The sequence below is a fragment of the Gordonia sp. ABSL11-1 genome (assembly GCF_030315685.1).
In the GTDB taxonomy this organism is placed as follows: domain Bacteria; phylum Actinomycetota; class Actinomycetes; order Mycobacteriales; family Mycobacteriaceae; genus Gordonia.
In genome coordinates this window covers 102,643-122,410 of sequence record NZ_JASXSI010000014.1, presented here as the reverse complement: position 1 = coordinate 122,410, position 19,768 = coordinate 102,643, and the positions used below count along the sequence as shown (strand labels likewise).

The window sequence follows — 19,768 nt, the reverse complement described above, 5'->3', positions numbered from 1 at the left end:
TCGGTTTCAGCGGAATATGAATCCGCCGTCGACGACGACGGTCTGTCCGGTGACGAAGGCGGCGTCGTCGGAGAGCAGGAACCGCACGACTCCGGCGACGTCGTCGGGGGTCTGCTCGCGTTTCAGCGCCCGACCTTGGGCGTAGGTGCGGTAGCGCTCGTCGGGCACCCCTTCGGTGGCCTCGACGCGGATCAGGCCCGGGGCCACGGCGTTGACGCGCACGCCGTACTCGCCGGCGTCGCGTGCCATCGAGCGGGTCATGCCGATCACCGCCGCTTTCGACGACACGTAGTGCACGAGTCGCGGTGAGCCGTACATCGCGACATCCGAGGCGATGTTGACGATCGCGCCCTGCGTCGCCGACAGCAGCGGCCACAGGTACTTGGTGACCGCCCAGGTTCCCCGGACGTTGACCTGCGACAGCCGGTCGAACTCGTCGTCGCCGAGTTCGAAGAACGTTGCGCCACCGACGCCGTCTGCGATGGCGGCGTTGTTGACCAGTCCGACGACGCGGTCACCGTCGCGCTCGAGCCGGTCGGCCAGCGCCCGCACCGAATCGACGTCGCCGATGTCGGTGACGATGGCGGTGGCGTCGACGCCGTCGGCGGTCAGTGCTTCCTGGGCGACCCTGGCGTTGGCGGCGTCACGTTCAGCGATGACGACGCGGTGGCCCTCGCGGCCGAGGCGCTCAGCGATGCTGCGGCCGAGGCCGCGGCCGCCGCCGGTGACGACGATCGTGCCGGCGGCCGTTGCGGCGGTCATGACAACGCCTCGAGGAACTCGACGACCAGTGCGCCCACGGCGGCGGGTTGTTCCTGGATCGCCACGTGTCCGGCGTTCGCGATGATGCGCAACTGTGCGTTGGGGATTCGCTCGGCGAGCAGACGGGATTCGTCGACACCGGTGATCACGTCGTGCTCACCGACCACGACAAGTGTCGGACAGTCGATCTCAGTGAGATGCGGCCCGAGATCGGTCGCGGCCATGAACTCGGCTGCCGCGGTGAAACCCGGTATCCGCACCGACGTCATCGATTGGCGAACCTGTCCGGTCACATCCGGATCAGCCTCGGGTGCGGTGAGCCGAGCTGCGCGAGCAGCGGCGACGACGCTGGCGCCGTGCTCGCGCAACTCGGTGATTCGTGATCGCATCGCCGCTGCCTTCTCGACGCTGGTGCCCGATCCGCGGGTGCTGTCGGCGAGAACGAGGCCGGCGACCCGGTCAGGACGGCGCAGCGAAACCGACATCGCGATGACGCCGCCCCAGGAGGTTCCGAGAATCACCACCGGCCGGTCCGGGGAGAAGTTGTCGAGAACGTCGATGACGTCAGCGACCACATCGTTTGTGGCAGTGGGGTCTGCGGATCGGCCATAGCCGGGCGCGTCGACGGCGGCCGTTCCCACCCCGGCGGCGGCCAGGTGCTCGGCCAGCGGCGCACACGACTCGGCGGAGCCACCGATCCCGTGCAACATCACCACGGTCGACTGAGTCGCGTCGGCGGGGCGCACGACGACGTGGAGGCGGGTCGTCGAAGCGGTGGCGGTGGATCCGGTGGTCATGACGCGGGCGCCATCTCGGGTGCGCCGTAGAAGTAGTCGGCGTCGCGCGGAGTGACCAGCGAGCGGGCGCCGAGGTCGGGGATGCCGGCCATGGCCGACCGCACGGTTGTGCTGGGCGGTCCGGCGGTGCCCCAGGTGTCCGACAGTTCCGGGGTGCGGCGCCACGTGCGGCACAGCCACGCGTCCTCGTCGATCTGGGCGACCTCGGAGGTGTACTCGCACACCAGTCCGGCGGGGTCGGTGAAGTAGGAGAAGGTGTTGTCGCCGGGTCCGTGCCGGCCGGGACCCCACTGTGGTGCGATTCCGTGTGCCCGCAGGCTTCCGATGCCGCGCATGAAGTGGTCGATGGATGTCATCTCGTAGGCGATGTGGTTGATCGATGGCCAGGTCGCCTGGTTGAGCGCGATCACGTGGTGGTCGGAATTGCAGCGCAGGAAGGCCATCTGGCGTTCGGACCAGTCGGAGATCCGCATGCCGAGGACCTGGGTGTAGAACTGGGCGGTCCGCTCGATGTCGGTGGTGTTGAGCACCACGTGGGTGATCTTGCGGGGCACTGCCCGGCGCCCGCCGGGCTCCTGGCTCGACACCGCGAAGGTGTCCGCCGACAGCTCGATGGTGCGACCCTCCGGGTCCACGAACTGCAGCCCGTACCCGCCGCCGGCGTCGTCGAGCAGGCCCGGGGTGCGGAGCAACGGAACCCCGATGCGCTCGAGCGCGATGGCGGCCTCATCGACCTCGCGCGGCGTGCCGAGGGCGAAGCTGATGCCGCCGAGCGAGTTCGTGTCACCCGGCCGGAGGTCGAGGACGTGATGCTCGGTTCCGGTGGCCCGCAGCCAGAACCGATCGCCGTCCTCGTCGACGGCGGTCAGTCCCCACACCTCGTGGTAAAAGTCGCGGGAGGCTTTGGGATCGGGCACCGTCAGCGCCACCGATCGGAGGCTGCGCAGGGTGCACACAGGCTGGACGGTGATGACGGGGCGCTGAGAGTAGAGCATCGTGGAACCCTTCTAGAGGTCGAGGACGAGTTCGGCGGAGCGGCAGCGGGATACGCACGGGAACATTGTGGTGTTCTGTTCGTGTTCGGCGTCGCTGAGCAGGAAGTCGCGGTGGTCGACATCGCCTTTGACGACGGCCACCTCGCAGGTGCCGCAGATCCCCTCGGTGCACGAGCTCGGCACGTCGACACCGGCGTCGAGCAGCGCGTCGAGCACCGACACATCACAGCCGACCGGGATTCGGCGTCCGCTCTGGTCGAGGATCACGTCGAATGCGGTGTCGTCACCAGACGGTGCGGCGACGACGGGTGCGGCAAAGCGTTCGGTCCGCAGGGCCGCACCCTCGGGGACCACCTTCTCCACCGCGTCGAGCAGGGGCGCCGGGCCGCAGCAGTACACGACGGCACCCGACCCTGCGCCTCCGATCACGGCGTCGAGGTCCGGGAGTCCGCCGACCTCGTCGTCGGCGTGGATCGTCGCGGTGCCGTGAGCGGAGACTTCGTCGACGAATGCCATCGACTTGCGTGACCGTCCGGCGTACAGCATCTTCCACCGGTGCCCGGCCTGATCGAGGTGACGCATCATCGCCACGATCGGGGTGATCCCGACGCCGCCGGCCACGAGCACGTGTTCGGTGGCGTCATCGTCGACGCCGAACGCGTTGCGGGGGCCGGCGACCTCGATCTCGGCGCCGACGGACAACCGGTCATGGACGTGCATGCTGCCGCCCCGGGACTGCTCGGTGCGCAGCACCGCGACCGTCCAGTGGGAGGGGTCACGCGGGTCGGAGCACAGGGAGTATTCGCGCGTCAGTCCACCCGGAAGGTGTAGGGCGATGTGTGCGCCCGGCTCCCACGGCGGCAGTTCTGCACCGCTGGGGTCGACGAAGGTGACGCTGGTGATGCCGTCGGCCTCCCACGTCTTCTGTTGGACGCGAAGGACTCTCGTGTCTGCGGACATCGGTGATCCTCTCGGACGGTCGGTGACGGTGTCAGCGGGTGACGCCGTACATCTCCGAGCTCGGCGGGTAAGTGGGCAGTTCCGGCTTCTTGGAGCCGATGATCACGCAGAACAGCGCGTCGACGTCGCCGACATTGGCGAGGCTGCGCGGAACGCCTGCGGGCACGCGGATCAGGTCGCGGTAGCCGAGCTTGCGGACGGCCTTGCGGTTGCCGTCCTCAACGTCGTGCACGGCGACCTCGAGTTCACCTTCGAGGACGAAGAACACTTCCTCGACATCGTGGTGGGTGTGCTCGGGTCCGACGGCCCCAACCGGCAGTCGCATATTGGAGAAGGTGAAGTGCTCGGACGGCAGGGTGCGGTTGTCACCGTCGTGGTTGCCGGTGGCGCCCGAACCGATGTAGCGAATCTGGGCTCGCTTGAAACGATCTCCGCCCTTGGCGGCCTGGAAGCCGAGGGTGTCCCAGTCCTCGTAGCGTGACTCGCGGCCGGCGATGCACGAGTCGATCTGTGCCTCGAGGTCGACGGCCTGCTTCTCTGGTGCACTCATGATGTGTCCTTTCGGTGGTGGTGATGTTCGGGTGGACAGCTGTGGGTCAGCCGCGATGGGCGATCGCTTCGATCTCGACGGTTGCGCCGTAAGGCAGTGCGGCGACCTCGACGAACGACCGGGCCGGACGCGGGGTGGCGAAGATCTTCTCGTAGTGCCGGTTTGCGGCGTCGCGGAGTGAGACGTCAGTGACGAAGTAGGTGGTCTTGACGACGTCGGTGAGCGCCATGTCGACGGTGGCGAGTCGTTCGGTCAGGCGGGCGACGGCGGCGTCGAGTGCCGGTTCGATGCCGGTGACGGCACGACCGTCTTCGTCGACGGACAGTGCGCCGGAGACGAATCCGAATCCGGCCACGGAGTAGGCGGGACTGTACGGATGCGCCGATTCGGTGGCGGCGGGTGCTGGGGTGGACATGGGGTTCCTCTCGGTGGTGGCTGAGGTGTCGGTTCGGTCTATCGGGGTGTGCCCCACCGCATGGGGGCGTCGCTGCGGTCGAGGTAGATGCTCTTCTGGTCCGAGTACTGCCGTATCGCGTCACGCCCCTTCTCGGTGCCCAGTCCGCTGTCGCGCAGGCCGGTGAAGGGTGTGGAGATGGAGAACTGCTTGTAGGTGTTGACCCATACGGTTCCTGCGTCGACGGCGTCGCCGACGCGCAGCGCACGGCGGTAGTCGCGAGTCCAGATGCCGCAGGCCAATCCGTAGACGGTGTCGTTGGCCTGGGCGATGACGTTGGTCTCGTCGTCGAAGGGGATCACGACGCCGACCGGACCGAAGATCTCCTCACGACTGATGGTGTCGGCGTTGGTGACGCCGGTGAGGATCGTCGGAGCGTAGTAGCTTCCGTCGACGAGGTCTGGGTCGGTGGGAATTTTTCCGCCGCACCGGATGTGCGCTCCGTTGGCGACGGCGGCCTCGACCATCGCGGCGACCGAATCGCGGTGGGCCCGCGTTATCATCGGAGCCACGTCGGTGCGTGGGTCGGTTCCCGGACCGAGTCGCAAGCGCTCCGCCCGTCGCACCAGTTCGTCGGTGAAGGCATTGAAGATGCTGCGCTGCACAAAGATCCGCGATCCGGCGATACAGCTCTGTCCGCTGGAGGAGAAGATGCCGAACAACACGCCCTGCAGTGCCCGTTCGAAGTCGGCGTCATCGAACACGATGGTGGGTGACTTGCCACCGAGTTCCAACGTGATCGGCATCAGCTTGTCGGCGGCGACGTGTGCGAGGTGCCGGCCGGTGGTGGTGCCCCCGGTGAAGCTGATCTTGGCGACCTGCGGATGGCGAACCAACGCTTCACCGACGGTCCGGCCGGGGCCCGGGAGCACCGAGAGCAGTCCGTTCGGCAGGCCTGCCTCCTCACACAGACGGGCCAGCAGCAGGGTCACCCAGGGCGCCCACACCGGCGGCTTGCTGATCACCGCGTTCCCGGCGGCCAGCGCAGGGGCGAGCTTCTGGGCGTCCGACGCGATCGGCGAGTTCCACGGCGTGATGGCACCGACCACGCCCATCGGCTGGTGGGTCGACATCGTCAGCCACGGTCCGCGCGGGGTGGTGACCGTGTCGTCGGCGGTCTCGAGCGCGGCAGCCATGTAGCGGAACGTGTTTGCCGCACTGGACGCCAACGCCTTTGTCTCGCTGAGGGTCTTGCCGGTGTCGAGGGTCTGCAATGCGGCGATGCGGTCGGCGTGGAACTCGACGGCGTTGCCGATGCGATGCAGGACGGCGGCGCGCTCGTGCGGGAGCATCGCGGTCCACCCGCTTGCGTGTGCCGCAGCGAGTCCGGTGGTGACCGCGTCGTCGACGTCGTCGGGGGTCGCGGCGCGGAGGGTCGCGAATCGGCGACCGGATGCCGGATCGATGGACTCGATCGTCTCGCCCGCCCCGGTCACCCACCGACCCGCCACATAGATCTCGTCGAGGAGATCGCGGCCGGGATCGACGCCGGCCCGGGTGTGGGCGGGCGCTGTTTCGGTGCTCGCGACGAGTGACATTCGATGGTCCGTTCCGACTGGGCGAGCCGACGACTGCGTGGCTCTGGCTGGGCTGACGCGCAGGTCTTTATCTTTGCGCTAAGACAGTTGTAGAGCCTTAGCGCTAAGACGTCAACAGCAGAAACCGCAGAACAGAGTTTTGTAACACCGGGTTTATATGCCTGAAACGGAAGCGACGCAGGTCACATAGGGTGTGTCGCCGGTCACGAGACGTTGGAAAAATTTCTCGCCGAGATTGTCAGCCGGCGGTAATCGGGTCCGACTCGCCCGGATCGAGACCGTCCCCCAAGTGAGCGGATCGGGCCGACTTCTCCAGCCTCCCGAGCAGGCGCGCCAGTTGGGCGGCATCCCGGTCGGATAGCTCGTCGAGCATCGATGTGAGCTTCGCAAAATGTTCGTCGGCCACCCGGTCGACGAGTTCGGCACCGGACGGTGTGAGCGTCACGTAGACCACCCGCGCGTCGTCGGAATCCCGGGTTCGCGTGACGAGGCCGGCCTCCTCGAGGCGCTTCACTCGAAGCGAGAGACCGCCTGTGGTGACGAGGGTCAGCTCGGCGAGTTCACCCGCGGTCAGCCGGTGGTCAGGAACCGCTCGGCGTAGACATGCGAGCACGTCGAACCCGGAATCGGTGATGTTGTGTTCCTCGAAGGTAGCCGCGATCCGCGCTTTGTACACAAGGAAACTGCGGTGGAGCCGACCGAAGACCTTCAGCGCCGAGACGTCTAGTTCAGGGCGCGCCACGGCCCACCGGGAAACGATCTGATCGACTCCGTCCATGATGGGTCGAGATTACCCACACAAAAGGCGTCTGGTGCTGCGGGGACGCGCCATCGTCGGTCTGAATCCGGGATCAATTGGGCGTCGACGTCGTGATCGCGGACCGCGACCGGTCCGCGTCGCGCTGAGCGCCCTACGTCACCGGTATCCCGCGGTGGCGAGATACTGCGGGCGTCCTCAGCGCTGCAGGATATCGATAGTTGGTGGGCAGATGACGGAGAACGTAACGGTGGGCGTTACGTTCTCCGTCACGTGTCGGCGTCTCCATCAGACTTCGGCGTCGGTGAGCTTCCAGCGGGCCGAAGCGTCCTGACGGTCCCAGAACGTGGCGAAACGTCCGTCCGCGGCCAACAACTCCTCGCGAGTCCCTGACTCCACGACCTTGCCGTCCTCGAGCACGATCACCCGGTCCGCGTGACGAATCCCCGCCTGACGATGCGCGACGATCACGCGGGTGCGATCGGTGACGTCAACCGACAGCGCATCCACCACGGCCCGTTCGTTCTCGTTGTCCAACGCACTGGTCGCTTCGTCGATCAACAACACCGGCGCAGGCTTCACCAGCGCACGCGCGATACTGATCCGTTGGCGTTCACCGCCCGACAGCACCGAACCTGCCTCACCCACCCGAGAATCCGCACCGTCGGGCAGTCGGCCGGTGATCTCGTCCACTCGGGCCAACCGTGTCGCGGCCTCGATTCGCTCCGGTGACGCGGTCGGATCGCCCGCCAGGACGTTGTCGATGATGCTGCCCTCGATGAGGTACGGCTGCTGAAAGACCACACTCGTCAGGGCGCGCCTGGTGTCATGGTCGAGAGTGACCGCGTCCACCCCGTCGAACAGAATGCGACCTGTGGTGGGTGTGTAGAGGCCGGCAATCAGGCCGAGAACCGTGCTCTTGCCCGATCCCGACGGTCCGATGATCGCGGTGGTCGACCCCGCTTCCAGCACCAGATCCACACCGTCGAGGACCGGCTCGTCAGAATCACCGTAAGCGAATCCGACGTTCTCGAACTCGATGCGCGGAGCCAGCAGGAACCGTTGCGACACGTCGCCACTCGGATCGACCGGCGCATCGATCACCGCCTGGATCTTCTCGAGCACGGCGCGCGCATTCTCCAGCCCCGATGCCAGATCACCCAGCGCAGCAAAGGGTTCCAGATACCGAACCGCAACGACGATCAGCGCGACCGCCTCCGCGACCGACAACGTACCCCGCACCGTCAACCATGCGGTGACGCCGGCTAGCGCGAACAACGCGACCTGACCGGCAATGCTGAACAACACCTGCCCCGGAACCTGCATCGCGAGCAGTCGCGTCGTCGCACCATGTTGCCTGGCGAGTGCCGCCCCCGCGAGGCTCCGCTCGGGCTCCACCCGACGCGCCACCCGCAGCGCCTCCTGGGTCCGTGCGAACTCGACGATCCGCTCGGTCAGTTCCGAATTCGCCTCATCGGCAACACGATCGGCACGGCGGGTCATCGCGCCGGTCGCCCCCAGGGCGCCGAGCAGCAGCGGCACTCCGGCCAACGCCACCACAGCGAGCTGCCACGACACCCCGAGCAACACGAGTCCGATGGCCACCGGCAACAGCACGGCATTGACCACCGGCACCAGCAAATACACGACCACACCGACCAGGTCGGGGCCGGTGGCGGCGATCGCCTGGCGCGCGGTGGCGGTACTGGCGGCGGTGAACCAGCTCAGCTGAATACGCGAAAGACGCTCCGCCACACGATGTTGCGTGGTGTCGAGAAGCGTGAAGCCCAGGAGCGAACCCACCTTGGAGGCCGCAGCGTCGATCAGCCAGCCGATGAGCGTGACCACAGTCAATCCGGCGAGCCACAGAAGTGCGGTGCCGTGTTCACCGTCGACCAGGCCGGCGATCAGCGGCACCAACATCACGACGCCGACGGCGCGCAGGAGAACCGACAGGATCGCGAAGCCGAAGAACCGGTTGATCGCGGGCCGGGACTCAGACGGCAGTAGCGCGAGAAGAGTACGGATCATCGCGATCATCGGTCGATTCCTGCCGTCTCGTTGTGCTTGGCCCCTACCGGTACCCGCTGCTCGTCTACATCCCGCTCCAGTGATTCCCACAGGGCCGTGTATCGACCTCCGCGCTCGACCAGGTCGCTATGGCGTCCTTCTTCGACGATCCGTCCGCCGTCGAGCACGACGATGGTGTCGGCATCGACAACCGTGTGCAGTCGGTGCGCGATCACCAACACTGTTCGGTCGGCGGCCAGACGGCTCAGACTCTGCTGCACCAGATACTCCGACTCGGGATCGGCGAAAGCAGTTGCCTCGTCGAGGATGATCACCGGGGCGTCGGCGAGCAGTGCACGCGCGATGGCGAGGCGTTGGCGTTCGCCACCGGACAGCGCTGCATCGGGGCCGAGGACCGTGTCGTAGCCCCCCGGCATCCGTTGGATCCGGTCGTGGATGTTGGCGGAATGGGCCGCTGCCTCGATCCGTTCGCGTGAGGCGTCGGGGACGGCGAGCGCAATGTTCTCCGCCACTGTCCCATGCACCAATTGGGTCTGCTGCAAGACGAATCCGAGCTGATGGTACAGCTCATCGGACTCGAGCGACCGAATGTCACGGCCTCCGATACGGATCGCACCGGAGTCGACGTCGTGGAATCTGGCGAGCAACGCGGCAAGCGTCGACTTACCGGACCCGGACGGACCGACAAGCGCGGTCACGGTTCCCGGTTCCAGCCGTAGTGATATGCCCCGGAGCACTGGGGTGTCTGGCCGGTAGCCGAAGGTCACGTCATCGAATACGACCGCGCCGGCATCGTCGTCGACGGTCTCGATCGGCGCTGTCGACAGCTCTGTGGCATCGATGGTCTCCTGGATGTCGCGGGCCGCGATCATGCCCGTCTTGAGGCTCTGCAGGCCGTAGCTGATTCCGAGCAGTCGGGCCCCGAAGGTGGTGCCCAACAGGAGGAATGGCAGCAGGTCGACGGGTTCCGCCCATCCCCACACCACGAAGAAGGTGCCGACCACCGCGATCAGCCACAGGAAGGTGGTGGGCCGCGTCATCAGGTCCATCACGGTCTTGGCTGTGATGAACGGACGCTGCCAGTTGTTGAGGAACGAGAGGTAGCCGTCGAGGTTGTGGCGGAACCGCGACGACATCACCCCGCCGAACGTCCGTATCACCGGCTGCGCTTCCAGATAGGCGGCGGCTTCCCCGTTCATTCGTTCGGCCCAGGTTTGGGCCAGCGGAATCTTGGGCCCCGACACCACCATCATCCGCGCCAGCGTCACGATGTAGGCAAGCACCGGGATGAGCAGGAACAACGCGATACGCCAGTCGACGACGAAGAGGTACACGAGCACCGCGACCGGTGCCACCACGGCCGCCACCGCGTCGGGCACCGCATGTGTCACCAGGTAGTGCAAGGACAGCGTGTTGTCCTGGACGAGGGTCTTGATACTGCCCGCATTGCGGTCGGTGAACCACCCCAGCGGGAGGTGAGACAGCTTGGTCAACAGTCGTTGTCGCAGGTCACGGGAGAACGAACCGTCGACGGCATGCAGCCAGATCAGCAGCGCCGACTCCAGGATGGTGCCGAGTCCCAGCAACACGACGGCGACGATGCCCACGAGCCAGAGTTCCGACGAGTCGGCGCCGCCGAGGAGACGTCGCCCGAGTTCGACCAGCAGCAGATATGGGGCCAGCTGAATCAGCGTGACGATGGCCTGCAATACGCCACCGGCAATGAGTGTGCCTTTCAGTGGTCCCAGCAATCGGCCGGCGCCGGCAGCGCGCCAGGTGCCCTGCGTCGGGAGGTCGCCGGTGGTGCTCGCTGCAATCATCGCCTCGGGTTCGTCGGCGACGATCTCCGGCTCGATCGTCTCGACCTCCGGCGCGGCGGTTTCGGCGTCGGGATCGCGCTCTTTGCCCATCGCTTTGCCCTGCACCCAGTAGGCCTGCGCATGGATCTCCGACTTGGGGAAGCCGAACTCCTTGATCCGCTTGCGTAGTTCTTTGAGCGACGCCGACTCCGGTCCCAGCCAGGCGTACCAGTTGGACCAGTCGCGCGTCTCCAGAGCTGCGGCGACCGACGAGGCGTCGGCCCGTTTCACCCAGTGGATCCGCAGCCGTGGATGCTCGGCGAGCGGCAGGTCCCGGTCGAGCACATCGTGTTCTTCGAGATACAACTCGATGGGCAGGTCGTCGGGGACGATGCCGATGATCGTGCGGATGGCTGGGAGGGAGGCCGAGTCACCGATCAGCAGGTACCCCGCCGGACGGTTCTCGTCGGGAATCTCGAACGGTGACGAACTCATCGAGGTCATCTCGATGGATGCGCCAACGTCGGTTTCCTTGGCCCACTGTGACGCGGGACCGGCTGGTTGGTGCAGAACGAAGTCGATGGCGAAATCGCCTGTCTCCGGATCGGCCTCGGCGAAGGTGTAGCCGCGTTGGAACTCTTTGCCCTTGTCATCCGGGAACCACGCCCGAATCCAGCTCGTCGGCCCGAACACGAGGTCGTCGAACAAGGTGTCCGAATGAAACCGCACCCGCACACAATGATCGGTGAGTTGCACCGACCCGGTCCTCGTCGCCACGTGGTCGATCGCACCGTATGCGCGCATCACCGCGCCGGTGAATCCCCGTCCAGCCATCTGCACCCTCCGGTCTCGCTCCGGAGTGGCTTCGCGGTGCCTGACCGACACACGTTCGCGCTCGTCCGACGCGCGGGACCGAAGCCACCCCTGGTTCGACATCAGGTTAGTGCGGCCTAAGTTGCCGGGGTAGTCCCTACTCGGGTGACTCCGGCCAATCGGTGTGCCGGAAGAGTGACCGGCGGTCAGGCCGCACCCGTCGCGCGGTTTCCGATCGATGGCACGGTGTCACGCCGCCGAGTGCTCGCCTCCGTCGTCGGCAGACGTCTCGCTCACATCGGTGCGCACGCTGACCAGCCGCTTCGCCCACCGCGGCCCACGCTGTCCCGCGACCGCGGTGACCGTGTGGTCGCGCGCCGGCCGGCCCTCGAGCCGGTGCGACAGCCACGACACCGCCAACGGGCCCGACAATGGCAACAGCAAGTAGTGCTCGCTGAGCTGATCGCGCACATACGTCACCGGCACACCGCGATCGCGATACCGCGCGACCTGTCCGTCGACGTCGTCGGCGCTGATCACTTCGTCGTGCACCGCCTGCACCACCAGCAAAGGGATGGTGGGCGCATGGCTGCCGAGTTGCAGGTCGTCCATCATCTCGACGATCTCGGGTTGGGCCAAGACGTCGGCGAGCGGGAGATCGAGGAAGTCGTCGATGTCGTGGTGCCGGAATCGACGGATCGCGTCGAGCGTGGGCAGGGCGGCTATCTCATCGAGTTGTCGACGGCCGGCATCCGTCGCGTGATCGTCGATCACCCTGTCGAGCTGTGGATACACACGCCGCAGCCCGGCGATCGCCATGATCGGGAGGCCGGCGTGCAGGCCGCCGTTGAGCCGCATCAGCGCCGACGCCATGTCGCCGACGGGTGATCCGAGGACCGCGCCGATGAGGTTGAGTTCGGGGGCATACTGCGGGGCCATCTCGGCTGCCCATGAGGTCGCCATTCCGCCACCCGAGTAGCCCCATAGTCCGACGGGTGTGTCGTCGGCGACGTCGAGGTCGTCGAACGCGAAGGCCGCGCGGATGCCGTCGAGGGTGTGGAAGCCCGGTTCGCGCGGCGCTCCCCAGGCCCCCAGCATGCCCTCATGGTCCGGAATGGACACCGCCCATCCCTTGGCAAGGGCGCGTCGTACCACGAGGAACTCGAACGGCGCGATGGTGCGCGCCGAGTCGGCCCCCTTGCGAAGCGCGTACGACGGGAAACACTGCGAGGTGACCGCATCGATCGCGCATTGGAACGACAGCAGCTGAAAGGTGCTCTTGGGAGCGCGCTTTCGTGGAAGCACCAGCGTGGTCGTCGCCACGTCGGGTACGCCGTTCAAGTCCGACGATCGATACAGGAGTTGCCACGCTCGGCTGCGGTGCTGTGATGCCCAGTAGTCCTTGAGCTCCACCTGGCGGGTGCGGATGATCTCGCCGGGACGCAACGAGTCGAGGGTGTCCGGTGCGTCGTAGAAGGGGTCGTCCGCAGGAAGGATCAGGTCGCTGTCGACTGCGTCAATCGGTGTCTCCAGCTGTGCGGTCATTCTGCACCTCGATTCCAGGATTCCAGGCCGGAGCCGCATCCGGCTCGTCCACGTTGGTTTCAACGACCAGGCCGGGGTGACCATTCCGGTCGAATGGGGTTGAATCGCGACATGGGTCGACGATGGCGTCCGCTCGACGACGACACCGCAGCACGTCTGCGGGCCGCCCCTCTCACGTATCCCGAGGTCGGCGGGACCGGCGGCCAACTCCCCGCCGGCTACCACCACCTGAGCCAGACGGTGCGCCTCGGCACCGGAGGTCCGTGCTTCGACCGCGCCCGTGAATCCGTCCTGACGTGGCGGGTTCAACTCGGTGCGGGTGTCGGGGTGTCGAGTTCCGACCCGCGGGTCGTCGACGGTGCGGTTGCCGTCGTGACCATCGGAATCGGGCGTCTCGGGCTCCGGGCACCGGTCCGCGTGGTCGAGGTGTTCGACGACGGCCGCCGTGCCGGCTTCTCCTACGGCACCCTGCCCGGACATCCCGAGTGTGGCGAGGAGCGGTTCCTGGTCGGGCAAGACCATGACGGCACAGTCACTTTCACGGTCACGGCATTCTCGAGGCCGCACACCCTGCTCGCTCGGGCGGGTGGACCGATCGGTCGGGTGGCGCAGAAGGTTGTCACGCGGCGGTATCTGGGTGCGCTGAAGCAGTGACCAGGAGCTGTCGTTCAGCCGAACGACAGCGCTGCACCAGAACCATACCCAGGTAGATTGTTCCCGTCGTTGACGTCGGTGGGGGGATCGATTTCTCATGCGCAAGCTTGTGGTGCTGCTCGTTGTGATGGCGACGGCTGGTTTGTCGCTACTGGGGGCCGGGAGGGTGGCGGCGGAGCCGCAGTTGCCGCGGATCACGCTGTACAGCGAAAACTTCGGAACAGTGGGTGACCACGACTACTGTCGCGGCGCGGTCCACGTCGGAGTCGTCGCTCCCAAAGGAAAGCGCGGAGTTATACGAGTCAGCCTGACCTCGTACGGCTTCACCGGCAACGGGCCCGGGTGGAAGCGCGACCCCAACTGCCGGTTTCTCCTGTACATGAGCGAGATCAGCGCGAAGTACCCGCTGGGGCGCGAGCATTTCTCCAAGGTGTCGTTCGGTCCCCGCCCCGGCAGCAAGATCGTGCGCGAACTTCACCCAGGGTCCGGGCCCGGCTCGTTCGGCGTCGGTACATACGCGATCAATCAGCCCGTCCGTGTTCCGCAGTCCTACGGCGGCAGCGGGTTTCTCGCCGTCGTGCCATGACGACGGTCGAGTGCGGAGCGCATCCGTTACCAGTTCCCGACGTTCCGCGGAACGTTCTGACAGCTACACAAACTATGGGGGTCGTGATCAGTATGCGAGGAATCTGTGCGCTCGTATGCGCGCTCACTGTGGGAGCGCTCGCGTTTGTGGATAGCGGTTCTGCCCACGCTGAACCACAGCTGCCGAGGATCGTTCAGTACACCGAGAACATCGGCACCTTCGGCGACCACGACTTCTGCCGCGGTTCGCTGAACCTGGGCACTGTCGCCCCGAAGGACAAACGTGGCGTCGTTCGACTCACGGTCGCCTCGTTCGGCTTCACTGGTAATGGTCCCGGTTGGAAGCGTGACCCGAACTGCCGATTCAACCTCAACTACTTCGTGATCAGTGCGGCCGTACCCTACGAGTGGGTCTCCGTTCCCGTCTCCTTCGGGCCGCGCCCCGGCCAGAAGTATGTTCGTGAGATATTCACTGGCTCAGGGGTAGTCGACCTCGGTGTCGGAACTGCTCCGCTCAATCAAGGGAAGGGCACGCCGAAGTCGTTCGGCACAGGGATGTACATGATCGTGCCCTGAAACCGGTTCCGCAGCCTGCTCATCATCTACCACCGAAAGCCCGTAGACATGGTTCAACCCACCCAACGTCCTCGCCATCGAAATGCACCTGCTGCCGATCGCCGCACACCCGCGCGGCTGGCGATGACCTCGGCGGCGCTTGCCGCATCCATCGCCGCCGGTATCGGTTCTGGCGCAGCCTATGCCGTTCCCGAGCAGGGTGGGACGAGTCCTAGTGACACCGCCCCGCAGCAGGGCGGCACGAGTCCGACGCCGAGTCCGGGTTCGCCGGAACAGGGCGGCACCACACCCACGCCCGAACCCGAGGTCGCGCCGATCCATTCGCCCGGCCCGGGTTCGATTCCGGGTCCGCCGCAGGAGGCGCCCTATCAGCCGTATGTGGAGCCGGGTTCCTACACCGCGCCCTCGTACGACAATGCCTACAACCCGGTGCCGAATCGGCCGCTGTCGGCGCCGAAGCCGACGGCCCCGGTGCGTCCGATCGCGCCTCCGCCGGAGAAGATCCGCGTGGGCAACTTCGTCGCCGATATCCCGAAAGGCATGTCCGACAAGGACGTCAACTCCGTCAACGCCTGGTCGGCCTACGGTGAGGCCAAGATCGCGCAGGGCTTGATCTCGGTGGGTGTGCCGGCGGACGAGGCGTCGCGGCAGGCGGCGTCGACGATCATCGGCGTGATGACGGGCGGGACCGCGGGGGCGGTCACGTTGGGGATTCCGGCCGCGGTATTGGGCGGCGTTGGCGGCGCCATCATCGGCACCGGAGTGGGCGCAGCGGTTGGCTACGGAATGTCCTACGGGACCGGAGCACTTGTCGGTCCGGGCGTCGCGATCGGTGCAGGAGTTGGAGCCGCTGCAGGTGCGGTAGGAGTTGGCGCTGCCGGCGCTGCCCTCGGGGCCGCAATCGGCGGAACAGCGGGCGGAGCACTCGCCTATGCACTGGGCGCCGGGGACCCAGGTGCCGACCCGCGCGAACCGTGGAAGCAAGGAAATCCGAACGCTCCGAAAAGCAACCCGCTCCCCAATCCGGATGGCAATCAGTTCGAGTACAAGCTGTCGTCGCACGATGCCCGCAAGTCCGGTCTGCCCGGTGTCGAGTACATCGTGAACAAACGAGGTGATGTCACCCTCGACGTCGGTGGCAGAAAAGCCCAGTGGAGTGTCGAGCAGGCACTCGCACCCTATGGACTCCTGGGCGGCGCAGCAAAGCAGGGTGAGGACTCGGCTCGCGCCTTGACCAAGCAGCGGAGTGGGCAGATCGAGTCGGGGGTGCCTGGCGGTGAGGTGTCGTGGCCACAGGAAACTGGCCGCTAGGTCCGCTGAAAGTTTGCGCTAAGTAGAGGAGAAACTATGAAACGGGCTCTGCCTACCGTTCTTACATCGATTGTTGCACTCGCGATAACGTGGACGGGCGCCGGTTCGTCGTCAGCCGAACCCCAGATTCCGAAGTTCACCACCATCGGCGAGGATTTCGGCACCTTCGGAGATCACGCATACTGTCGTGGCGCCGTGAATCTGAAGATGTTCGCGCCCAGGGGAAAACGCGGCGTGGTTCGCGTATCGCTCACCTCGCACGGGTTCACGGGTGACGGCTCGTCGTGGACGAGGAATCCGCGTTGTCGAGTTCTGCTGGTGATCAATCAGACCAGCGGAAACAGCTTCATGAAACAGACCCCGATCCTCGCTGCATTCGGGCCGAAGGCCGGGCAGAATGTCACTCGCGACATCGTGACCGGCTCGGGTCTGGCGCTCGTCTCAGTCATTCCGTACACCGTCGGTCTTCCGCGGGTGGCGCAGGGAAACGGAACGGGTGCATACGTCCTGGTTCCATAGCTCTACGATCGCGGCGTTACGGCGGCTCACGCCGGGGCGCGATTGCCACCTGCGTCACGCCGCCCTAGTTGCCAGCGAGGGCTGGCCAACCAGGACGCGAAGGGCCTGAAGCTGGTGGCGGGTCCATCGGTCCGCACTCTTGGCGGGGGTCGGGCTTGGTCAGATCACCGTTTTCCCAAGAACGTTCGATCTCTGTGATCCTCCAGCCACCGAACACGTTCTCGCTGGGAACCACGGCTGGGCCGCGTTGATGTGCTGGAGGCACAGCCCCGACGCGCTCGTAGTGGATGAACACCATTCCAGGACCTGACTCGGTGATCTTGTTCGATGGACTTGGGAGGCGCAATCGCTCCATCGTGCAGATACGTCCCAGAGCGGAACCATCAGATTGTGCATCGATGCGAGAAATCCGCAATCGAAGACTGTAGGAGTATGCCAGGTCATACCCCCCACCGCTGTCGTAGGTGCTCAGAATCCTCGTGTCATCAAGAGCTGGTCTGTAGCCAGGAAAAGCTTCAGCGAAATCACCGCTGATCCACACCCGATAGTCGGATTCAAATGCGGCGCGCAGGAATGTGGAGTCGGGTGAGTCGATTCTAGCCGCTCCCCCATCCCATGAGGTTCTCAGCTTAAGATTCGACTCCTGACCCGGCTGCACTGACGAACTGGAGGACTGGACCTGGTCCTTCTCACTCGCCGGTCCTGATGAACAGTTCGTGAGCGTGACAGCTAAGAGAGCTGCTGTTCCGATATTGATGATACGAAGCATCGAGTTAGCTCGGCGGTCGGCGTGAATCGTTGGGCTCAGGTTCCTTGGACAAGTCGATCTGCGAACCACCGACCAATGAGGTCGTATTCTCGTTGAAGTTGTCATCGAGTACACCCAGATTCTGGTCGTAGAAAGTCGTAAACCGAGACCTGTTCTCCACAACAGTGTTCCAATCCAAATCACCATTGGAGTCGAAGAAGTCGATCGGTCCTTTACCATCGCCATTCCAATTCCTGTCGACTAACTCTGGATGATCTACCAAGAACGGCTCGATCATCAGGTAGGACCTCGGCACGCCTGTGGTCAGTTGCTGATGTGTATCCCTGTAGTTCTCGATCTGCGAACTCCACGGCTTGATCTCCCGCGGATCTCCAGGTGGGTCACCAAGTTCCATACCCTTGATCGCCGGGCCGGCGATCGTCGCCGCGTCTGAAAGGCCAGGCACTCCGCTGCCTTGGAGAAGAGCCAGAACCCCGTCGATCTTCTCGCCGCGCGCATTGAAGTCGACGTTCTCGTTCCACTGATGATTGTCGGTGAGAGTGGTGTCGAGATCATCGATACCGGCTTCGACGGCTCTATGCATCTGCCCTGCCGCCACGCCCAGACCCGACTGACGGGGGTCGTCGCCGAACTCGTGCGCGATGTGGTTCTCCCACGCGGACGAACTACGGACCATCATCTCGCCCGCGGTACCGTCCGTGCCGAGGACACTGAGCAGGCTGGCGAAGTCACCTTCCTTGCCGAGCGGTCCGACCGTGTGATTGACCAACATGTCATCGGGCAGTCCAAAATAGTTGCCGATGTACGGCGCGGCGCTGCGAGCTATGGCTTGAGCCAGTTCGGGATTTCGTTGCCCGAAGGTCGTGTACTGGTCGTCACCGAGGTCCAACTTCGTCAGCTGATGTTCATGCCGAACAATGAAGTCCGACAGTGCTTCCATCGAGCGCCCGGCGGCGACGCCTTCGTGCCCTGACGCGCCGGCAGAGTCCCCGAACCAACTCATCACAGATTTCGCTCCGAGTTCGTCAGGCTCCCACTTCGTGGTCATCAGGTCCCAGATGTGGTCGTCCGCGTTGTAGTGCGATCCAGCGGTGACAGTCACGTCCATGTTGTCACCGGTGAGGAAGTCCGCAACGGCCTGGTGGTCGCCTGCACCATTCTGGAACATCGCATCGACAGTTTCTCTGAGCTCTGATGCGTCGATGGCGTGGTGATAGTTCCCGTAGTTGGTGTCGGCTCCCCGTGGGGACATGTTCCCGCCGATCTCGGCAGCCTGCTTCAATAGGCCGCGATCGATGTCGGCGCCGAGTCTGAGTCCCTGGTTGCCATCACCGAGCAACCCATTCAGAGCCTTGAAGTCGTCCAGTCGAGGGATATCGGTGAATGTCCTCAACTGCCCGTTTGCTACAACCGTGTCAGTCCGAACTGCCTTCTCTCGCAACAGAGTCTGCACTCCGACAGGAAGGCGATTCATTCCTCCGGACTCGCCTCCAACAGTATGGACATTGGGTATCGACATCAGCCTCAGTGCATCCCCGAGAGCACCTGGATTGCGCTCATCGATGTCCTTCATCTCCTGCAGACTCACACCGTCGAATTCACCCATCAGCGACTTGAGATAGTCGAACTGGCCCTGGGACATGAAGGCGGGCCGCCCCTCCCGCAGCTCCTCCAGTTGCTGCGGTGTCAACGTGGTTGCAGCCCTGAGCCTCGCGGCCTGTTCTGGTGTCATGCTTCCGGCCCGCATGGCCTTCAGATCTCCGGCGGCCTGACCGCCGACCAGCCCCGCGCCGATCGGCGCCATCGCAGTGATCTCCTCATTGGCGCCGCGGACCGCGTTCGCGCATGCGGTATCAGCTGCCTCCAAGTCCTGCGCGAGCCGCGTCAAACGTACGGTCGCGTTGCGCGCCTCCTCGGCGCGCTGCCGTTTCAGCTCTTCGATCCGGGCCTGTTCATCCTTGTCACCGGCTGCGAAAGCTTCCGCCAATCCGTACTTGTACGCGTCGGTCACCGTCCAGTTGTCCGCCACGTCGTAGCTCGCAGCTTCCAGGTTTCGCGCCGATGATTTGAGGGAGTCGACCATCGGCGCCATCACCGACTGTCCGTTTGTCAGGGCGGTTCGCAGATTCGTGACAGCACCACTCACTCCATACATCTGCGACTTCTCGCTGTCGGCGCGACCGATGGCCTCTACTCGGGCCTGCCCGGTCCAGTCGAGTCCGTGGATGGTCCGATGAACGTTATCCGCGGCCCGACTGATTCCATCGCCAACGGGTCTCAGCGAGTTGGCCACTGAGCCGAGTTGGCTCACGTCGGCACGTTCGACCACGCCACGCGTCATTCGAGTCATGGA

Annotated in this window: 17 protein-coding genes; 5 read left to right on the top strand and 12 right to left on the bottom strand. The window is 65.2% G+C overall.

The features are described from left to right. Positions 1-6: 6 nt before the first annotated feature. The 11 genes from QSJ19_RS16515 to QSJ19_RS16465 form a co-directional block, all read right to left on the bottom strand. Positions 7-762, bottom strand: coding sequence for an SDR family oxidoreductase (locus tag QSJ19_RS16515; protein ID WP_286321958.1), 756 nt, complete (start codon positions 760-762; stop codon positions 7-9). After that, entirely contained in the window at positions 759-1,559 is an 801-nt protein-coding gene (locus tag QSJ19_RS16510; protein WP_286321957.1) for an alpha/beta fold hydrolase, read from the bottom strand. The genes QSJ19_RS16515 and QSJ19_RS16510 overlap by 4 nt, the downstream gene beginning before the upstream one ends. After that, positions 1,556-2,554, bottom strand: a complete 999-nt coding sequence (locus QSJ19_RS16505; RefSeq protein WP_286321956.1) for a VOC family protein — start codon at positions 2,552-2,554, stop codon at positions 1,556-1,558. Before QSJ19_RS16505 ends, QSJ19_RS16510 begins: the two co-directional genes overlap by 4 nt. A 12-nt stretch (positions 2,555-2,566) precedes the next feature. Continuing rightward, on the bottom strand, positions 2,567-3,514 hold the full coding sequence (locus tag QSJ19_RS16500; RefSeq protein WP_286321954.1) for a PDR/VanB family oxidoreductase: 948 nt from the start codon (positions 3,512-3,514) through the stop codon (positions 2,567-2,569). Positions 3,515-3,545: 31 nt separating this feature from the next. Then, positions 3,546-4,064: a cupin domain-containing protein gene (locus tag QSJ19_RS16495; RefSeq protein ID WP_286321952.1), complete on the bottom strand. Its 519-nt coding sequence runs from the start codon at positions 4,062-4,064 to the stop codon at positions 3,546-3,548. 46 nt (positions 4,065-4,110) lie between these two features. Beyond that, positions 4,111-4,479, bottom strand: coding sequence for a RidA family protein (locus tag QSJ19_RS16490; RefSeq protein WP_286321950.1), 369 nt, complete (start codon positions 4,477-4,479; stop codon positions 4,111-4,113). 38 nt (positions 4,480-4,517) lie between these two features. Further along, on the bottom strand, positions 4,518-6,056 hold the full coding sequence (locus tag QSJ19_RS16485) for an aldehyde dehydrogenase (RefSeq protein ID WP_286321949.1): 1,539 nt from the start codon (positions 6,054-6,056) through the stop codon (positions 4,518-4,520). 238 nt (positions 6,057-6,294) lie between these two features. Next, the gene (locus tag QSJ19_RS16480) at positions 6,295-6,834 is read right to left on the bottom strand and encodes a MarR family winged helix-turn-helix transcriptional regulator (protein WP_286321948.1); all 540 of its coding nucleotides are present in this window, start codon (positions 6,832-6,834) and stop codon (positions 6,295-6,297) included. Between the two features lie 267 nt (positions 6,835-7,101). Then, on the bottom strand, positions 7,102-8,844 hold the full coding sequence (locus tag QSJ19_RS16475; RefSeq protein WP_286322017.1) for an ABC transporter ATP-binding protein: 1,743 nt from the start codon (positions 8,842-8,844) through the stop codon (positions 7,102-7,104). 5 nt (positions 8,845-8,849) lie between these two features. Further along, positions 8,850-11,477, bottom strand: coding sequence for an ABC transporter ATP-binding protein/permease (locus QSJ19_RS16470; RefSeq protein WP_286321947.1), 2,628 nt, complete (start codon positions 11,475-11,477; stop codon positions 8,850-8,852). Positions 11,478-11,705: 228 nt separating this feature from the next. Continuing rightward, complete coding sequence (locus tag QSJ19_RS16465) at positions 11,706-13,001, bottom strand: lipase family protein (protein ID WP_286321945.1); 1,296 nt, start codon at positions 12,999-13,001, stop codon at positions 11,706-11,708. A gap of 93 nt (positions 13,002-13,094) precedes the next feature. Between QSJ19_RS16465 and QSJ19_RS16460 the strand changes: the two genes are divergently transcribed. The 5 genes from QSJ19_RS16460 (at position 13,095) to QSJ19_RS16440 (ending at position 16,646) form a co-directional block, all read left to right on the top strand. Further along, complete coding sequence (locus QSJ19_RS16460) at positions 13,095-13,655, top strand: DUF1990 domain-containing protein (protein ID WP_286321944.1); 561 nt, start codon at positions 13,095-13,097, stop codon at positions 13,653-13,655. A 97-nt stretch (positions 13,656-13,752) separates the two neighbouring features. Next, the gene (locus tag QSJ19_RS16455) at positions 13,753-14,241 is read left to right on the top strand and encodes an enoyl-CoA hydratase (protein ID WP_286321943.1); all 489 of its coding nucleotides are present in this window, start codon (positions 13,753-13,755) and stop codon (positions 14,239-14,241) included. 74 nt (positions 14,242-14,315) lie between these two features. Beyond that, a complete protein-coding gene (locus QSJ19_RS16450; RefSeq protein WP_286321942.1) occupies positions 14,316-14,816 on the top strand; it encodes an enoyl-CoA hydratase in 501 nt (166 codons plus the stop codon). Positions 14,817-14,864: 48 nt separating this feature from the next. Continuing rightward, positions 14,865-16,127, top strand: coding sequence for a hypothetical protein (locus tag QSJ19_RS16445; protein WP_286321941.1), 1,263 nt, complete (start codon positions 14,865-14,867; stop codon positions 16,125-16,127). 36 nt (positions 16,128-16,163) lie between these two features. Next, positions 16,164-16,646: an enoyl-CoA hydratase gene (locus QSJ19_RS16440; protein WP_286321940.1), complete on the top strand. Its 483-nt coding sequence runs from the start codon at positions 16,164-16,166 to the stop codon at positions 16,644-16,646. 773 nt (positions 16,647-17,419) lie between these two features. On the opposite strand, the gene QSJ19_RS16435 is transcribed toward QSJ19_RS16440, so the two are convergent. Beyond that, positions 17,420-19,744 (bottom strand): TPR repeat domain-containing protein, encoded by a 2,325-nt coding sequence (locus QSJ19_RS16435; protein WP_286321939.1) that lies wholly within the window; start codon positions 19,742-19,744, stop codon positions 17,420-17,422. Positions 19,745-19,768: the final 24 nt, after the last annotated feature.